Below are 17,632 nucleotides of genomic sequence, written 5' to 3'. Positions count from 1 at the left end.
GGCTTACCTGCGATGATGAGGCCAGTCCTGGTGCGGGGTCTGGCGCTCCTGGTTGCTGCCGGCTCCAGCTTGTGGGGCGGCTATCTTTTTCTCCAGTATACGGGAGCGGACGGCATTTCGGTGCTCGATCTGGTGCGCGTGGCGCTGGTGGGGCTGAGCGGGTTCTGGCTGGTCTGGGGCGCGACGGCGGCGGTGCTGGGCGTGTTCACGCCGGCGCGGCGGCCCGCATTTGATGCGCGCGCCAAGCCCAAGGGGCTGACCGCAATCCTGGTGCCGATCTATAACGAGGACCCCGTGGCGGTGTTCGCGCGCATTGCCGCGATGAACCGCAGCCTTGTGGCGCTGGGCATCGCGGACCGCTTCCATATCGCCGTGCTCAGCGACAGCAATTCGCTGGAAGCTGCGACGCAAGAAGCGGTGTGGTTCGAGCAGTTGATCCGCGAGCCTGGGGCGGCTGGGCGGATTTTCTATCGGCGGCGCGAGAACAATGTCGGCAAGAAAGCCGGCAATATCGAGGATTTCATCTCCCGCTCCGGCGCCGCCTATGATTATGCGCTGATCCTGGATGCCGACAGCCTGATGGAAGGGGAAACCATTGGCGAGCTGGCGCGGCGCATGGATGCGGACGCGAGCCTGGGGCTGCTGCAGACTGTGCCACGCGTGATCAATGCCAGGACCCTGTTCGGGCGTTGCATGCAGTTTTCGGCCGGCTATCTGTCGCCCGCCTTTGCGCGTGGCGCGGCGCTGATGCAGGGGCGCGAAGGGCCCTATTGGGGGCACAATGCCATTGTGCGGGTAAGCGCCTTTGCCGCCAATTGCGGGCTGCCGGTGCTGTCGGGCAAGCCGCCGCTGGGCGGGCATATTTTGAGCCACGATTATGTGGAAGCCGCGCTCCTGTCGCGCGGGGGATGGACTGTGATGGTCGATCCTGCGCTCGAGGGCTCCTATGAGGAGGGGCCGGAAAACCTCATCGAATATGCCAAGCGCGACCGGCGCTGGTGCCAGGGCAATCTGCAGCATTGGCGGCTGCTGGCGGCGCCAGGGCTGAAATGGTGGAGCCGGTTCACCTTTGTGCAGGGGGTCATGGCCTATATGGCCTCCCCGTTCTGGCTGCTGCTGCTGGCGGCGAGCATTATTGCGGCGGTGTTTCCGCGCCAGCCCATCGTCTTGCCGGCGCTGCCGCAGGCGACCGGTGGCATCTGGGGGCTGGGGCTTGCCGTGGCGCTGGTGCTGGTTCTACCCAAGCTGCTGATCCTGATCCGCGGAATGTTCGACGGGCAGAACCGGCGTGTTGGCGGCACCGGTGTGGCCCTCTTGTCGGTACTCGGGGAGATCGTGTTTTCCACGGTCCTGGCGCCCGTGATGCTGCTGCTGCAAAGCCGGGCGGTGGTGCAGGTGCTGCTGGGGATCGATGGCGGCTGGCCCGCCACGCACCGGGCGCAAACCGGGTTGACGCTGCGGCAGGCCTGGTCCGCAAGCTGGTGGATCGTGCTGACGGGCGTGGTGACGCTGGGGCTGACCCTCGCCCTCGCGCCCGGGGCGGCGCTCTGGCTGGCGCCGGCGATGCTGCCCGCGATCCTTGCGCCGGTGTTGATTGCCGCGAGCTCGCATGCCTCGACGAAATCGAAACTGCCAAGGCTGTTCCGCACGCCGACCGAGCAGTGCATCACCCCTGTGATGAAGGAGCATGTGGCCATCATGGAGCAATGGCAGGGCAAGCCGGAAACGGACCTGACAGCGAGCAAGATCGGCCAGCATGTCCACGCTTGAGCCGGCGGTCAGCCGGACCCAAGCAGGGCACACCTTAAGGACCAGGGGCACTGCGAGCGGAGCGCCGGCGCGGGAGGCGAGTGCCCCCGCCAGCCGGCGCGATCCGCGGCTCGACATGTTTCGCGGCCTGGCGCTGGTGATGATCTTCATCAACCATGTGCCGGGCACGATCTACGAGAATTTCACCAGCCGCAATTTCGGTTTTTCGGATGCGGCGGAAGCCTTTGTGTTCATGTCGGGCTTGGCGGCGGGGCTGGCCTATTCCAATAGCTTCCGCACCGGCTCGTTCTGGGCGGGGCTGGCCAAGGTTTGGGCGCGGGCGCGCCAGCTTTATCTCGTGCACCTGACCATGACGGTGGTGACTCTGGCGATCTTTGCCGCGGGCGCCTTGTGGTTCGGCCTGCCCAATATGTTGCTCACCAACAATGTGGCGGCGCTGTTCAAGCAGCCGCTCGGGGTGATGGTCGGCATTCCGCTGCTGAGCCACCAGTTGGGCTATCTCAATATCCTGCCGCTTTACTTCGTGCTGCTCCTGGCGACGCCGGCGCTGCTTTGGGCCGGGCTGCGCAAGCCGCTCTGGGTGCTGGCGGGCTCGGTGCTGGTCTGGATAGTGGCGGGGCAGTTCCGGCTCAATTTCCCCAGCTATCCCGCCCCAGGCGGCTGGTTCCTGGGGCCGCTGTCCTGGCAGATCCTTTTTATCGTCGGCTTGCTTTCGGGCGCGGCGATGAAAGCGGGGGAAAGCTTTGTACCGGCCAACAAGACCTTGTTCCGGGTGGCGCTCGGCTTTGTGCTGTTCGTGCTGCTGTGGGCGCGCATTCCGGCGCTGGCGGAAGCGGGGCGCGGGGTGTTAGGGGCGCTGAGCCGGGCCGGGCTGCCGTTCTACATCACCTGGTTCGACAAGACCTATCTGGCGCTGCCGCGGCTGCTGCATGCCCTGGCGCTGTTTTATGTCTTTGCCTGCCTGCCCTGTACCCGACAGATCGCGGGGTCGCCCTATGCCGCGCCCTTGCGCTGGATGGGCCAGCAGGGTCTTGCGGTTTTTGCCACCGGCACATTGATCAGCATGGCGCTGCAAACGATCAAGACCGGGGTTTCGCCCGATCCGCTGCTGGATGGGGCCATGTTGCTGGCGGGCTTGGCCATGCAATTGCTGCTGGCCTGGACACTGGTGCAAACAGCCAAGCTGCGGCGCCGGGCATCACCTGCTCCCGCCTGAGTTCTTGGCGAAAGCCGCCGCCGCAGCCTGAGCTCTTGCGGAGCGAATTTCTCGCGGCGGGTGCAAAAGACGCTTTCACGCTCCCTGATCGGCCGTATATCACCGCGCGTGCAGAACGTTGATTGCACCGGCACCTATGGCCGCCGGTTTTGCGCAGACCAGATGGAGATGGCAGGGATGACGCAGGCTTTCTTGGGGCTTGAGGGCAAGACGGTGCTGATTTCGGGCGCTGGCGGCGGCATTGGCCGGGTACTGGTGGAAAAATTCGCTGCAGCGGGCGCGCAGGTGGTCGGCGCCGATCGCGATCTGGAAATGCTGGAAGGCCTGCCGCTCGCCGCTCGCATCCTCTTTGACCAGACCGATTCCGCGGGCACGCGCCAGGCCGTCCAGGCGCACCTGGCGACCAATGGCGTGCCCGATGCGGTGATCGCCAATGCCGGCTACACCCGCGCCGAGCATTTCGGCCAGCTCGATGATGCGGTTTGGGCCAGCGAAATGGCCATCAACCTCAATGGCGCTTATGCACTGGTTGACCCCATCGCTGCTGGCATGGCCGAGCGGGGCGCGGGCAATGTGGTGTTGATTTCCTCGGTCAACGGGCTGCAGCATTTCGGCAATCCGGCCTATGCCGCGGCCAAGGCCGGGCTAATCGCCTATGGCAAGGCGATCGCAGTGGAACTGGGTGCGCGCGGTGTGCGCGCCAATGTGGTGGCGCCCGGCTCCGTGCGAACGGCTGCCTGGGACCATCGACTGGAGGCGAACCCGCATCTGCTCGACAAGGTGCTGCCGCATTACCCGATGGGGCGCATGGTGGTGCCCGAGGAAGTGGCCAATGCCGTGCTGTTCTTGGCTTCGGACGCCGCGTCGGGCATTACCGGCGTCACCATCCCCGTGGATGGGGGCCTGACTGCCGGCCACTACCGCTTCATCAAGGACGTGCTCAATACGCCCTAGCGGCAGGGCGGCAGTGCCCCGCCCTGACTAGCTCCTTTGACGCAGGTTCAGCGCTCCCATCGCAGCATTGAGCGGGGGCTGCGTCCTATTTAAGCCCAGGTGTGTGCCGCATACACTTCTCCTGGACGCCCCGTCGGGGTAACTAATGGCCAGGTGATGCGTCGGCGGCTTGGCGTATGCATGGGAATTTGAGTTGATCTTGGCGCTTTTGGAACGGTTCAGAACGGCCCTAGGTGCCATGCCTCGTCCGGCAAAGCGGGTCCTGCTGATCGGCTTTGACGCCGTGGTGCTGGCCGGCGCGGTTTGGGTGAGCTATTCGCTGCGCTACAGCGCCCCCTTTGTGCCCACGCCCGCCCAATGGCTGCTGATTGCGGCTGCGCCACTGGTGGCCATTCCCATCTTCATCCGGCACGGCCTTTATCGCGCCGTGATCCGCTACCTGCCCGAGCGGGCAATCTGGACCATGCTGCAGGCCATGACCCTCGCCGCGATGGCTTGGGTGGCGGTGGTGTTCGTAACCGAAATGGCCGGCAATGGCATTGTGCCGCGCTCGGTGCCGTTTTTTTACTGGATGATCGGGCTGCTGTTCATCGCGGGCAGCCGCTTTGCCGCCAAGCAGTTCATCTGGGCGCCGCGCGACGACCAGCTGAAATCGGGGCAAATCCTGATCTATGGCGCCGGGGAAGCCGGCTCGCAGCTGGCCATGGCATTGCGCTCGCAAGGGCGGCGCCTGATCGCCGGATTTCTGGACGATAGCCGCGCGCTGCAGGGGCGCGATGTAGCGGGGCTGCGGGTTTATTCGCCGGACTATCTGCCCCAGCTGATCGCCAATTTCGGCATTCAGGAAGTGATCCTGTCCATGCCTTCAGTGACTTCGGCCGAGCGGCAGCGCATCGTGGCCGATCTGACGCGCCACCCCATCAAGATCCGCACGCTGCCCCATATCGCCGATCTGCTGGCGGGCAAATATCTGGTCAACCAGATCCGCGAGATCGACATCGATGAGCTGCTGGGGCGCTCCTCGGTGCCGGCCGATGCAGAGCTTTTGGGGGAGATGATCCGTGGGCGCTCCATTCTTGTCACCGGGGCGGGCGGCTCGATCGGCTCGGAATTGTGCCGGCTGGTGGCGCGCTGGTCACCGCAAAGGCTGGTGCTGCTGGAGCAGAACGAATTTGCGCTTTACAACATTCACCGTGAACTGATCGAGCAGACCGATGCCGAGATCGTGCCGGTGCTGGCTTCGGTCACTGACGAAGCCGCGGTGCGCCGCGCGCTGAACTGCGCCCGGATCGATGTGCTGTTTCACGCTGCCGCGCACAAGCATGTGCCGCTGGTGGAAGCCAATGCGCTCGAGGGCATGCGCAACAATGTTTTTGGCTCGCTTTGCATCACCCGCGCTGCCTTTGAGGCAGGGGTGGAGCAGTTCGTGCTGATTTCTTCCGACAAAGCGGTGCGGCCCACCAATGTGATGGGCGCCACCAAGCGCTGGGCCGAGCTGATCATGCGCCATTATGCGGGGCTGGCGGAAGCTGCCGGCACCGGGCAGCGCTTTTGTGCGGTGCGCTTTGGCAATGTGCTGGGCTCCAACGGCTCGGTAGTGCCGCTGTTTCGCGAGCAGATCGCCAAGGGCGGGCCGGTGACGCTGACCGATCCGGCGATGACGCGCTATTTCATGTCCATCCACGAGGCGGCCGAGCTGATCGTGCAGGCCGGGGCGCTTTCCGACGGCGGCGACGTGTTCTTGCTCGAAATGGGGGCGCCGGTCAAAATCTCGGACCTGGCGCGCAACATGATCCAGCTCGCCGGTCAAACGGTGCGCGACGGCGACAATCCGGGGGGCAGCATCGAGATCGTCACTGTCGGCAGCCGGCCGGGCGAAAAGATGTTCGAAGAACTGTTCTACGACGCCAGCAGCGCCCACCCGACGCGCCACCCCAAGATCCTGCGCGCCACGCTGCGCAACGGCGCCCATGAAGTGCCCGACGCCCTCGAAGCGCTGCAAGCCGCCATCAAGCGCGGCGACGAGGCCGCGGCGCGCACAGAGCTGTTTGGGCGGATTGCCGCCCCCGTTATTCCCCTTGAGGGCCGAGCGGAGGTTACGCAGGGGACGACCGCAGAGCTGACAACACGGCTCAGCAGCAACGGCTAGGGCAGAAGGCGCGGCAGTGCTGCAAATGCCGCGGATGGCCGGGTGATCGATCTTGTTCCGGAAAGTCTCGCCCAAGCAACTCCGATGCTTCGTGTTGCCCTCTTCGTAACGAAATTATGCGGATATGTGGCCCCAGCACAGTGTGCACGAACAAGGGGTCGACATGGCGGCATATGAGTTCACCGGAGCGAAGTGGAACGGCACAACACTGGGAGCGCCCGGAGGGCAGGTCACCTGGAGTTTTGGCGCGGTGGCGGGCAATTTCTACAGTTTTGACGCGCCGATCAGTCAGCCGATTTATCAGAACCTGATCCGGGACGCCTTCCAGGCTTGGGAAAACGTTGCCAATATCGACTTCGTGGAAGTGGCGGCGAGCGCCTCCACCCAAATCCAGCTAGGCTGGGACAGCATTGACGGCAGGTCCAATACCCTGGCGGAGGCGGGATATAGCTTTTACCCCGGCGGCCAGTTCAACGAACTGGCAGAGGCGGGAATCCGGTTCGACACGGCCGAAGGCTGGGGCACGACAAAATCTTTCGTGGCCGGCGTCACCAATTTTTTTGCGGTCGCTCTGCACGAGATTGGCCATGCGCTAGGGCTGGATCATACCGACGATACCAATACCATCATGTATCCCTCGATCGGCACCCGGGTCGAGCTAACCCCGGGGGACATTGCGGGCGCCGAGGCGCTGTATGGCAGCAAGAGTAGTGGCAATCCGACTCCACCCCCCACACCAACCCCACCTGCACCTGGAAATTTTGGCGGCACCAACGGGGACGATGTCTATCTGGGCACCAGTGGCGGCGACACCATGTTCGGGCTCGGGGGCAATGACCGGTTCACCGGCGGCGGCGGCAATGATCGGATCGATGGCGGGGCCGGGCTCGACTTCGCCTTGTTCGGCGGCGCGCATGAGCAGTATGGCGTCACCACATTCGGCGCCAACGGGGTTGACGTGGTCGATCTTAGCGCCAGCTCTCCCGATGGCTCCGACAGCCTGACCGGGGTGGAAAGGCTGGGTTTTGACGACGGTACGCTGGCTTTTGATCTTGGCGGAACGGCGGGGCAGGCATACCGGCTGTATCAGGCGGCGTTTGACCGCGAACCCGATGTCGAGGGGTTGGGTTTCTGGATCAGGCAGTTGGATGCTGGACGTGGCGATTTGGTCTGGGTGGCGGACCAGTTCCAGCATTCCGAGGAGTTCCAGAAAACCTACGGCGCTCCGGCCGAGCTGTCGAACGGGCAGTTTCTGAACCTGCTCTACAACAATGTGCTCGACCGTACCCCCGACATGAACGGCTATATGTATTGGATGGGCCGGCTCGGGGATGCCTATGGCCGCGATCGGGTGCTGGTTGATTTCTCGGAAAGCCAGGAGAATGTTGCCAAGACTGCCGCGGCGGTGGAGGATGGAATCTGGTACGTTTGAGTCAGCGCAGCAGCGGGGAAAGGGCGCCCAACTGCGACCTTTTGGCCCCGGGCCCGGCGATACCCATATACTAGGCCCGCCTCCTGAATGGGCGGCCAACTGCCCGGTGCCTCGGCACCGGGATTTTTTTGTGCCGCTAACCAGATGACCCCAGGTGCGTTCCGCCGCTATGACGGCGACATAGGTCAGGATTGTGGGAGCGCGCGCCCGCGTAATCTGCTGACCTTAAAGGTCTTCCTCGATCACGAAATCGGGGTCGCTCAGCTCAAGCGCGCGTAATACCCGCAGGGCTTCAGCGGCGAAGCGGCTCGCCTGCTCGATGTCGTCCTGTGGCTGGGCGGTGATCACCTGCCCATCCAGCAGCACCACCGCCAAATGGGGCAGGGCCGATCCGGCAGGCGCCTCGTAAACGGCGGCAACCGCACGGCTGTATCCTATTCGCGTCATCGCGGATCTCCAAACCATCTCGCATCAGCCACCCACTAGGGGAAAGGACAAGTATGGCGTCTTGCTCAAGTCAACGCCAATGGTGCTTTTGGGCAGACGCTACGCGGCCGTTCGTCCCCGGCGCGTCGCCCCTGCAACGCTGCAGAGCGTGAGTGCGGCTGTGTAGCGTTCGCCAGAGTTGTTCACGTGCTGGTGTGAAGAAGCGAAGCACTGCAGGTTTAGGCGGCAAACATCGCCCACTGAGCTTCGCTTACCGCTGTGATGCCAACATCAGTGATCAACTCATCGGTGAATGCGGCAACGTTTTCCTGGCTTTGCGCGAAAGCTAGAAGCACCTGCGAGTAGCTGGTGCCGTTCGCCATTGCGCCGGTCCAATAAGCAAGGCCATCAGGCTCGCCCTCGCGGCCGAGAACGTTCTGGTACAGCATTTCGACGAACTGTGTCTCACCCAGTTCTTGAAGATGACCAAAGCGGGTCACGAATTCCGGGCTGTTGATGAGCGAGGCGGCGATGTCAACCAGGCTGCCGCCTTGCTCGATGACGCCGGTCCAGTAATCGCGGCCGCTCGCATCCAGGTCGCGGTCGAGTGCAGCGCGATAAAGGAGAGCGACGCTTTCGGCTGCAGGATCCAAGTCTACGACCGCCGTCCCGGTGGAATAAATGCCGTCGCTGAGCGCTATGAACTCAATTCCGCGCGCGAGCACCGAACCGCCGGCATAGGTGATAAGATGCGTGCCGCCGCCTTGCTCAACGATGACCACCGCTTCAAAGGGCAGGTCGATGATGATCGTGTCCGAACCGGCACCCCCATCAACTTCGTTCTCGCCCAAGCCCGGCACGAGGATGTCATTGCCGTCACCGCCCACCAGAAGGTCGTCGCCGTCCACCCGCAACGCGGCTCCGCGCAGGAGTGAGGGTACGGCGAGTTCGATACCCAGCAGTTTCAACTCGCTGCCGAGATGACCCCCGACCAGGATATCGTTTCCTTGTGCGCCATAAAGCTTGTCGTTGCCGGCTCCACCCACGAGGATATTGTCGCCGATATTGCCGACCAGAACGTCATTGCCCGCTCCGGTTACAGCGTTCTCGATGAGGGCGCGCTGGTCCCCATTGTGCAAAAATGCAGTGGCGACGTTGCCGGGAGCAAATTGGCCGGGGCCGAGCCGCGCGAGTTGACTGGTGCCGAAGTCCGTCCAGCCGCCGGGAGCGAGGTCGAGCTTCACATCGGTCTTGAAGTTCGACAGGTCGTAGGTGTCGGCGCCGCCGCCATCCCAAAGAGTTTCAAAGACCTTAGCGGCGCCGGGCGCTCCCTGGCCACGGCCATCGATGAACTTCTCGCCGGAAGTCTCGCTCCAGCGATAAACCGTGTCAGTGTTGTTGGTGCTGTAATTGGCGCCATAGAGATGCTGGATGGCCGCGATGTCGCGCAGCATGGGAGACTGGCCGTAGCCAAAGGTCTCGTTTTGGTAGCCCGAGCCCAGGACAGCGCCCTGGAATGAGCGATAGCTCATGACCGAATAAGCCATGGCGTCGACAGGATTGGCGCTAGCAGCAGCGGTCGCGGTGCCGATCTGCGCGGTTTGACCGTGAATGGCGCCTGCGCAGCAGGGGCAGAGGCCCTCGGATGCGTCGCCCACTGCCGCGCCCTTTCCGGCGTTCAGGCTCGCATCGTGGGGATGGCCCAGGCCCAGCGCATGGCCGATCTCGTGCATGATGGTGAAAAAGCCGTAGTTGCCCTGCGCTGGATTGGCGTTATAGCTCGCCGAGCCGATCCAGATGTCCCCGCTGAACTCGGCTTCCGAGGGCTGGTACGACCATGCGGTCCGCGGCAGGGCTGAAGTGCCGAGGCGTATTTCGGCTTGTGCCGAGTTGGTCTGCACCAAATCGATATCAGCAACGCCCGACCATAGCGCGAAGGCGTCAATGGTTGCTTGCTGCTGCTGGGCCGACAGGGTCTTGAAGCCGTCGCTCGCCTCGCCGCGTCCATAATCGGCGCCCAAGGCGCTAGCGGAGGCGACGAAGCCAAAGCTGATGCTGTTGGCAGTCCATTTGTTCGCTGTAAGCAGGTCGTCAACAAAGGAGGTGCCGGTCGCAAATACTTTTTCGATCTTCGCCATTCTTGGTCGCCAACAAGGTTGTGTTGCTGTTGACCGAAGGGGTAGCGACGAAAGATTTAGGGCGACGCCGAGTTTTACCTTGTATTTTATGTACGCAGGTCACTTGACGTTAACCATGTCGACTGGAGAGCCAACGGTTATTGCTTCATACATCCTTCGAGTTAATCACTGCTGCAGACTGCTGGCGCGCCGGAGCGTTCAAGTATTTGGTTTGCAAGGTGAATACTTGCCGGTGCTGAATAGCTAAGCGAATAGCAGTTAAAGCCGTTCCTCTTGCGTGGGGCGGGGCTCTCCACCGGCCTCAGGAAACTGTTTACCGTGCCGAGCAGGAGCGGCAAAAATCTGCTGGAGTCGGACTTACCTGCACTCGGATTTATTCCTAGTCGGGGTGTGAAGGCGGCCGAACTGGCAAGGTTCGGTTCTCAAGCGTGCAATGGCGGTTTGGGTTTGCTACAGACGACCGCGACGTCGACACCACCGGACGAATCGAGCACATGGCGGGACTTTTCCAAGCCGCATTGAACTATCGGTACTTCATCTGGTCTGCCATCCGGCTGGACTTTCGTGCCCGAGTGGCGCGCTCAGGCCTGGGTGTGCTCTGGATCGTGCTGTCGCCCTTGTCACAGGTCGCAATCTACGCCTTCGTGCTGTCGGCACTGATGTCTAGCCGCTTGCCGGGCATCGACAATCGTTTCGCTTACTCGATCTATTTGATGGCGGGCTTCAGCGCCTGGTTCTTGTTCACCGAGATCCTCAACCGCTCGCTGACGATCTTTATCGACAATGCCAACGCGCTCAAGAAGATCGCTTTTCCCCGCATCGTGCTGCCGCTGATCACCCTGGGCGCTGCTCTGGTTAACAATTTGATCTTTTTTGTGCTGGTGCTCGCGGCCTATGCGCTGCTCGGGCACAATCCGGGCTGGGCGCTGCTCTGGTTTCCCGTGCTGACCGTGCTAACCGCGGCGCTGGGTCTGGGCCTAGGATTGACGCTAGGCGTCCTCAATGTGTTCATCCGCGATGTGGCGCAGGCCGTCGGCATCTTGCTGCAGTTCGGGTTCTGGATGACACCCATCGTATACATCATCGACATCATTCCCGAGAGTTATCGGTTCATCCTCATGTTCAACCCCATGTTCTGGGTGGTCGATGGCTATCATCGCGTGCTGGTTTATGGCCAGGCGCCCAATCTGCTCAGCCTGGCTTGCCTGGCGGTGCTTGCCGTGGGCCTGATGGCGCTGGCAATGACCTTGTTCCGCCGCTCGAGCGGGGAAATGGTGGACGTGCTATGAGCGGTTCGGTTCTGAGCGTCAGAGGGCTGGGCAAGGCATTTCGCCGCTATCGGCACGAGTTCGACCGCATCGCCACCTGGTTTGGTGCAAGAACCCAGCCGGTCGAGGAGAACTGGGTCCTCAAGGACGTGAACTTCGAGGTGCCGCCGGGCCAAGCGCTGGGCATTGTTGGGCGCAATGGCGCGGGCAAGAGTACGCTGCTCAAGATGGTCACTGGTACGACCAGGCCCAGTGAGGGCGCCATCGAGATCAATGGCCGCATCGCCGCCATTCTCGAGCTGGGGATGGGCTTCAACTACGAAATGACCGGCCGCCAGAATGCCTATCAGGCCGCGGGCATGATGGGGCACAACCAAGCCGATATCGACGCGGTGATCGCCGGCATCGAGGAATTCTCGGAGCTCGGGGCGTATTTCGAGCAGCCGATCCGGGTTTACTCCAGCGGCATGCAGGTGCGGCTGGCCTTTGCAGTGGCGACTGCATTCCGGCCCGATATCCTGATCATCGACGAGGCATTGTCGGTTGGCGACGCTTACTTCCAGCACAAGAGTTTCAAGCGCATCCGGGAGTTCCGGGAGCTGGGAACGACGCTGATCCTGGTGTCCCACGACAAGATCGCGCTGCAAAGCATCTGCGATCGCGCCATCCTTCTCGAGGGTGGCAAGATCGTCCGGGATGGTGATCCGGAAAGTGTGCTGGACTATTATAATGCCCTGATTGCACAGAAAGAGGGCGAGGTGATCGAGACGCTCGAGCATCCTTCGGGGCGCATCCAGACCATTTCTGGTTCGCGCAAGGCCGTGATCGGGGATGTCGGCCTGTTTGATCTTGCCGGCAAGGCGCTCGACACGGTGCCGGTCGCTACCCCGGTGGAGCTTCGCGTTGAAGTGGAAGCCAGGGTCGCAATTCCCAAGCTGGTGCTTGGCTATGCGATCAAGGATCGGGTGGGGCAAACCATTTATGGCACCAACACGTTTTTTTCGGACCAAGTGCTCACCGATTTGGCCCCGGGAGAGGGCGCGGTGTTCTCCATTCGATTCCCGCTGAATCTGGGTCCGGGTACCTATTCGATTGCCTTGTCGCTCTCGGCCGATGAAAGCCATCTCGCCGAGAGCTTTGAGTGGCGCGACCTCGCCCTCATCTTTGCGGTGGTGAACCAGGGTGATCCGTTCGATGGCAAGATGTTCATTCCCTCGCAGATCGAAGTGTGGCGGGGGCAGGCGCGAACGCCGGGGCGGGTCGAAGCCGAGGTGGAGAGCTAAGCCCTCCTAGGCCAAGCCCAATTGCGCCAGCTCCTCCCGGAAGCGCTGGGCGATGATCGCCCAGGAATAGTGGTTTTCAACGATCTGGCGGGTGGCCGTGACCTGCTCGGATAGGGATTGCTCGCTGCGTTGCGCCACATCGTGCAGGGCGGCACCAAACTCGCCCGGCTCCGCAGCAAGGTAGTGTTTGTTCTCGATGATTTCGAGTCCACGGGCGCCGAAGCGCGTCGACACGACTGGCACGCCCGAGGCGAAATAGTCCAGCATCTTGAGATTGGTGCCTGACCCGCTCAGCATGGGATTGAGCGCCACATCGGCAACCGCAAGCAGGTCGCTGCGGGTCTCGTTGCTCACAACACCAAGCATCTCGACATTTGCTGGGAGCGTGCGCTTGGCGAAGGGCAGGCAACAACTGCCCGCAACCAGGAACCGGAACTCGGGAGCATCCGCCGCCTCGCGCAGGATCAGCTCGACTGCCTCCACATTGGGACCGTGCCAGCTGCCCATGAAGAGAGCCGTTTTCCTGTGTCCGACACCTGCCGATTGCTGCAATCGCCGGCGCTCCACCAGGGGGACGAAGTTGAAATCGGCGGGCTCCACGCCATTGGGCACTTCCAGCAGGCGGGCCCGCGTGGGGCCGTAAAGGTGTTCGAACTCCTTGAGATCCCGGTCGGCGCAAGCAAAAACCAGCTGCGCTTCTTGCCAGCAACGCAATTCCGCGCGGCGAACCGCGGCTAGCGCCTTGTCCCGCTCAGGAACGCCCTCAAGCATGCTTTGCTTGAGCGTAAGCTCCACATTGTGGGCTTCGTACCAAAGGGGTTTGCCGGGCGCGGCGCGGCGAATGGCATCGACCAGATAGGGATGGCTGGCAATGACCGCCTCGCTTTCGAGCGCGGAACGCTCGAGGGCCTCCCCAAAGGCCGGGGTCAGCCCGATCATCTCGATTGCCGCGATATCGGTGGCAGAATGACCGTCCAAAGCCCGTGAATAAAGGCTTTCGAGTTGCTCATGCTGGATCGACTTGGCGATGCGGGTTTCCTTGAGACCGGGCGCGATATGGCGCTCGCTGATCTCCGGCCCGCCGCTGGTCAAGGTTACGACTTCAACATCGAAACTCTGGGCCAGCTGCCGGTAGAGATTGAACACACGGGACTGGCCGCCCCCGACCGCGGGGTAAATCGGGAAAGTGGTGGCAACGGTTAGCTTGCGCCGCCCATTGGACCGGGGCAGGCGAGGCGCCTCTTCCAGCAGTCCAGTCACCAGAGTTTCCCAGGTGATGCTGCTGACCCGCTCCAACGCGCGAGCGCCCATCTGGCGGGCTTCGGTGCGATGGGAAGCGAGATGATCAATGCGCTGGGCCAATGCCGCAGGGGAGGGCGGGACGACATAGCCATTCTCGCCATCCACCACGAACTCGGTGGGTCCGCCGGAGTCTGCGAAGGTCAGCACCGGCTTGGAGCTGCGCATCGCCTCGATGGTAACGAGGCCATAATCCTCGTCATAAGGCACGAAGGGCACAGCAAGCGCATTGGCGTAGAGGTCTGGTATCTGCTCGTCGGCGACAAAGCCCAGGAACTTGATGCGCGGATCGGCGGCTGCAAGGGCTTTGAGGCGTGCTTCGTCGGGGCCGGTGCCCGCAATCAGCAGGGGAATATCGGCCTTGACCTGCTGCATGGCCGCTATCAGGAGGTCGAGCCGCTTGGGACTGTCGAGGCGGCTGGAGGTGAAGAGGTAATCGTCGCCTGCACAATGGTAATCGTCGCGATGGGCCGGCGGATAAAGCACGCTGGCGTCGACTTCGGACGGCAGATAGTCGGCGCGGCGCTTGACCGTCATGCTTTGGACGGCAAAGCGGCGGATTTGCCGCGAGCTGATTGCACCTGCATCAAGGAAGTGCACGATTTCGCGGGCAAGAGCCCCTGGAAAGCGGAAAAGATTCTGGGGCAGCTGGGCGTTCCGCAATCGCTCCAGACGTTCGAACAGGACCGCGTTTTCGGTGCGCCCGTGGATGCGGCCGGCTGCCGTCATCTCGCCCATCCAGGTCCGGAGATCGACCAGTTCGGGGACTTGGCGCAGTTCGCCCGATCCGCTGTCGCCGGGATAGGTGTCATAAAGGCCGCGCAGCTTGTGCAGCATGTAAACGATGTGATTGGGGTGATCGACCATCCACATCGGATATTTGCCTGAAATCACGCAGTCATAGGCGGAAAGGTCCAGCCGGCTCGCTTCTTGGTAGGAGCGGATCAGGTCCCACAGGTTTCCTTCTGGCGAGATCAGGCCGACAACGTCGCAGCTATGCTCGGTCAGCCGCTCAATGGCACTTTGCAGCCCCCATTTGAGGTTTTCCAAGCCGCCCAGGGCGAGCGGCACGGGATGGGGGGTGAGGATGGCAATCTTCATGGTTTTTGGTCGCCGGTAAGGGTTTCGACCACTTTGGTCCAAGATATGCCTGCAGCGTCATAGGCGTTTCGCCCAGCCGCTCCCATGGCCTGGGCCTGTGCAGGGTTGCCCGCAAGCGCGGCGATGGCCGCAGCAATGGCGGGAGCATCAGGAGGCACAACAAAACCTGTTTGGCCATCGCGAACAAATTCGAGCGGACCACCCGAGTCGGTGCAGGTGATCACCGGCTTGGCCGAAAGCATGGCTTCAAGGGTGATGTAGCCGTAATCCTCGTCGAACGGCCCGAAAAAGACGCCGAGTGCGTTGGCGTAAAGGTCCAGCAATTGGTCCCTCGTGATGTGGCCAACCAGCCTGACACGATTGCCCAGATCATACTGCTCGATCAGCCGTTCAAGTTCGGCGCGGGTGCCCCCTTCGCCCGACAGAACGGCCCCCACCGGCGAGTTGCATTGGGCGATTGCCTCGATCAACAAGTGCTGTCGCTTGAGGGTTTCGAGGCGCGAGGGATAAAAGATATAGGGCAGGGCAGCTTCACAACGGAACTGCTCGGCCCCATGGGGCGGATGGTAGAGCGGCGCCGATGCAATGCCGTTGTACTTGTGCAGCCGCTCGCTCACACGCTGCGAGTTGGTCCAGACGGGCGTGACCGCTCCGAGCGCGGCCGTATCGGCAGCGATGATGCGATCACGCAGGGCGGCATTTTCGGGACGATCCTCAAAGCCCATGGGGGTGCCGTAGAGCTCGTAAGCGGCGCGGTGCTGATGCAACAGCCATACCGCCTTGTTGGGGTGATCCAGCAGATAAGTCGGAAATTTGAGGCAGATGATCTTGTCGATCTGCCCCCCGCCATAACGGGTGAAATCCATGCTGGCCCAAGCATCCATGGACCGGCCGATTTCGGCCGCGGGCCAATAGGTGAATGGCATGCGAAGATGATGGACCAGGTGTCCGGCAGCGTGCAGCGCATCGCTTAGGCCTTGGGCATGCAGCTCGGCACCCCCAGCTATGCCGGGCGTGTAAACGGTCGCAATTCCTACCCGCATCAGTTGGCCTGGCCCCCGGCGGGCTTATGGGCAAACAGCGCATAGTCCATGGGAAGGCGGAACCAGTCATTGACCTCGGAAGGCGCGAATCCGCTTTCGGGCGATGCGAGATCGATATCGCTTAGCTCGCGAATTACCCGGGTCTGCTCAAAGCCGCGCGCCTCCGCCAGAAAACGAAGCACTTCGGGAGGAAGCGGCTTGTTGTGCGTGGGATCGTTGTTGAAGGTGCAGCCGCCCACCACCAGATTTTCGGGATTGGGCGTTTCAAACAGGATCACGCCGCCTGGCATGAGCGCCTGGCGTGCGGCATCGAGCATAGCGATCAGGTCCTCAAAGGCCAGATGCTCCACGATGTGAAAGCCAGTCACCGCGCCCAGCGTGTTCGGGGGCAGGGAGCGCATATAGGCGATGGCGTCGCCCGCCACTGCATCAAGCCCCTGCTCGCGGCAGGCGGCGGCCATGGCGCCGTTCATGTCTACGCCGCGTGAGGCGATGTTGTTGTCGGCCAGCATCTTGATCCATTCGCCACGCCCACAGCCGATATCGAGCACCACACCGCCTGCAGCCACTGCCGGGTTGCGCTGGAACAAGGGAAGATACCGGGCGATCTTTGCGGCGATTTCGGCACGGGTGCCGCGAAAGCGGTTCTCAAAAGCCAGGTAGAGGTCATCGAGGCCGTGGGCTTCGATGTCCGCGATTGCGGGTTCAATCACTGCAGGGCTTGTTTGCGCCACCGATTGGCGGGCTGTGGCAACCAGCTCCGCCACGTGCCCGGTTTGGGCTAGGGATTGTTCGCGCATGGCGCGCATTTCACCCAGGGTTTGCTCCCCAATCACCTCGATCTGGGTGGAGTGGCTTTCGCCCAGGCGCGAAAGCGATTGCAGTTCCACCCCCGCTTCGATCAGGGCCCGCCGGATGGCAAGCAGCGCCTTATTGGTCGCTTCAATGGTTTGTTTTTGCCGCAACTCACCCGCAGCCAGCCGCCGGTGAATGCGCAGCAGGGTTCCCGGCAGGTTGATCAGCGCCACAAGCGGCGAGAACAGGCGCCCGAGCACGGGGAGGGTCGCCAGGCGGTAGAGCCCATAGGCAGGCAGCAAGCGCTTGATGCGCACGCCCCGGGCGCGGCCCTCGGCCGAAAAACGCATGGCCATCAGGATCGAGGCTGGAGTGGCGCGGCCTTCCTGCAGGTTCTTGAGGTAGTGGGAGCGCCCAAGGGCGTCGCCCTCGCGCCCCAGCACCACGCGATAAGCCTCGTTGATCATTGCCTCGTCGCTGAGGGCGAGAAAGTCGCCCACCGTATAGGTGCCGCGGTTGGGATCGAGCTTATCCTCGGGGGGCAGTGGGATCAGGGGCACTTCGGCGGCACTGCGAACGCGCTGCTCAGCGCTCCATTCCGGGATTTGGCGCTGCGGTGGAGCCTCAGGTGTTCTGAGTGCCCGCACCTTATCCAACACGGCATCGATCGAAAACCGCTCGTTCATCCTTGGCTCCAGTGTTGCAGGCCGTTTGACCGTGGGAGATACACTGTCCGCTCCAGCCGATGCAACCCGAGC

The 17,632-nt window shown here is 62.5% G+C and carries 12 protein-coding genes; 7 read left to right on the top strand and 5 right to left on the bottom strand.

The window, feature by feature from the left end; genetic code table 11:
- Positions 1-12: 12 nt before the first annotated feature.
- The 5 genes from mdoH (at position 13) to HRQ64_RS16320 (ending at position 7,521) form a co-directional block, all read left to right on the top strand.
- Complete coding sequence (gene mdoH / locus HRQ64_RS16340) at positions 13-1,770, top strand: glucans biosynthesis glucosyltransferase MdoH (protein ID WP_172124370.1); 1,758 nt, start codon at positions 13-15, stop codon at positions 1,768-1,770.
- A complete protein-coding gene (locus HRQ64_RS16335) occupies positions 1,757-2,986 on the top strand; it encodes an OpgC domain-containing protein (RefSeq protein ID WP_172124368.1) in 1,230 nt (409 codons plus the stop codon). The genes mdoH and HRQ64_RS16335 overlap by 14 nt, the downstream gene beginning before the upstream one ends.
- A gap of 177 nt (positions 2,987-3,163) precedes the next feature.
- Complete coding sequence (locus tag HRQ64_RS16330) at positions 3,164-3,940, top strand: SDR family oxidoreductase (protein WP_172124366.1); 777 nt, start codon at positions 3,164-3,166, stop codon at positions 3,938-3,940.
- A 238-nt stretch (positions 3,941-4,178) separates the two neighbouring features.
- On the top strand, positions 4,179-6,089 hold the full coding sequence (locus HRQ64_RS16325; RefSeq protein WP_172124364.1) for a nucleoside-diphosphate sugar epimerase/dehydratase: 1,911 nt from the start codon (positions 4,179-4,181) through the stop codon (positions 6,087-6,089).
- 163 nt (positions 6,090-6,252) lie between these two features.
- Positions 6,253-7,521, top strand: coding sequence for a DUF4214 domain-containing protein (locus tag HRQ64_RS16320; protein ID WP_172124362.1), 1,269 nt, complete (start codon positions 6,253-6,255; stop codon positions 7,519-7,521).
- Between the two features lie 225 nt (positions 7,522-7,746).
- On the opposite strand, the gene HRQ64_RS16315 is transcribed toward HRQ64_RS16320, so the two are convergent.
- Positions 7,747-7,968 carry a hypothetical protein gene (locus tag HRQ64_RS16315; protein ID WP_172124360.1) on the bottom strand — a complete coding sequence of 74 codons (222 nt, stop codon included), beginning with the start codon at positions 7,966-7,968 and terminating at the stop codon, positions 7,747-7,749.
- A gap of 218 nt (positions 7,969-8,186) precedes the next feature.
- Positions 8,187-10,085 (bottom strand): DUF4214 domain-containing protein, encoded by a 1,899-nt coding sequence (locus HRQ64_RS16310; protein ID WP_172124358.1) that lies wholly within the window; start codon positions 10,083-10,085, stop codon positions 8,187-8,189.
- Between the two features lie 494 nt (positions 10,086-10,579).
- On the opposite strand from HRQ64_RS16310, the gene HRQ64_RS16305 reads away from it, so the two are divergent.
- A complete protein-coding gene (locus tag HRQ64_RS16305) occupies positions 10,580-11,374 on the top strand; it encodes an ABC transporter permease (RefSeq protein WP_172124356.1) in 795 nt (264 codons plus the stop codon).
- A complete protein-coding gene (locus HRQ64_RS16300; RefSeq protein WP_172124354.1) occupies positions 11,371-12,636 on the top strand; it encodes an ABC transporter ATP-binding protein in 1,266 nt (421 codons plus the stop codon). The genes HRQ64_RS16305 and HRQ64_RS16300 overlap by 4 nt, the downstream gene beginning before the upstream one ends.
- Before the next feature lie 6 nt (positions 12,637-12,642).
- Here the strand turns inward: HRQ64_RS16300 and HRQ64_RS16295 are convergent, their stop codons facing one another.
- Genes HRQ64_RS16295 through HRQ64_RS16285 form a run of 3 tightly spaced genes read right to left on the bottom strand, consistent with a single transcriptional unit; the run spans position 12,643 to position 17,560 of the window.
- Entirely contained in the window at positions 12,643-15,036 is a 2,394-nt protein-coding gene (locus HRQ64_RS16295) for a glycosyltransferase (protein WP_172124352.1), read from the bottom strand.
- On the bottom strand, positions 15,033-16,079 hold the full coding sequence (locus HRQ64_RS16290; protein ID WP_172124350.1) for a glycosyltransferase: 1,047 nt from the start codon (positions 16,077-16,079) through the stop codon (positions 15,033-15,035). The genes HRQ64_RS16295 and HRQ64_RS16290 overlap by 4 nt, the downstream gene beginning before the upstream one ends.
- Complete coding sequence (locus HRQ64_RS16285; RefSeq protein WP_172124348.1) at positions 16,079-17,560, bottom strand: methyltransferase domain-containing protein; 1,482 nt, start codon at positions 17,558-17,560, stop codon at positions 16,079-16,081. The genes HRQ64_RS16290 and HRQ64_RS16285 overlap by 1 nt, the downstream gene beginning before the upstream one ends.
- Positions 17,561-17,632: the final 72 nt, after the last annotated feature.

The organism is Devosia sp. 919 (genome assembly GCF_013185965.1).
GTDB lineage: Bacteria > Pseudomonadota > Alphaproteobacteria > Rhizobiales > Devosiaceae > Devosia.
The sequence above is the reverse complement of the archived record's forward strand: the minus strand, read 5'-3'. Positions and strand labels throughout refer to the sequence as shown.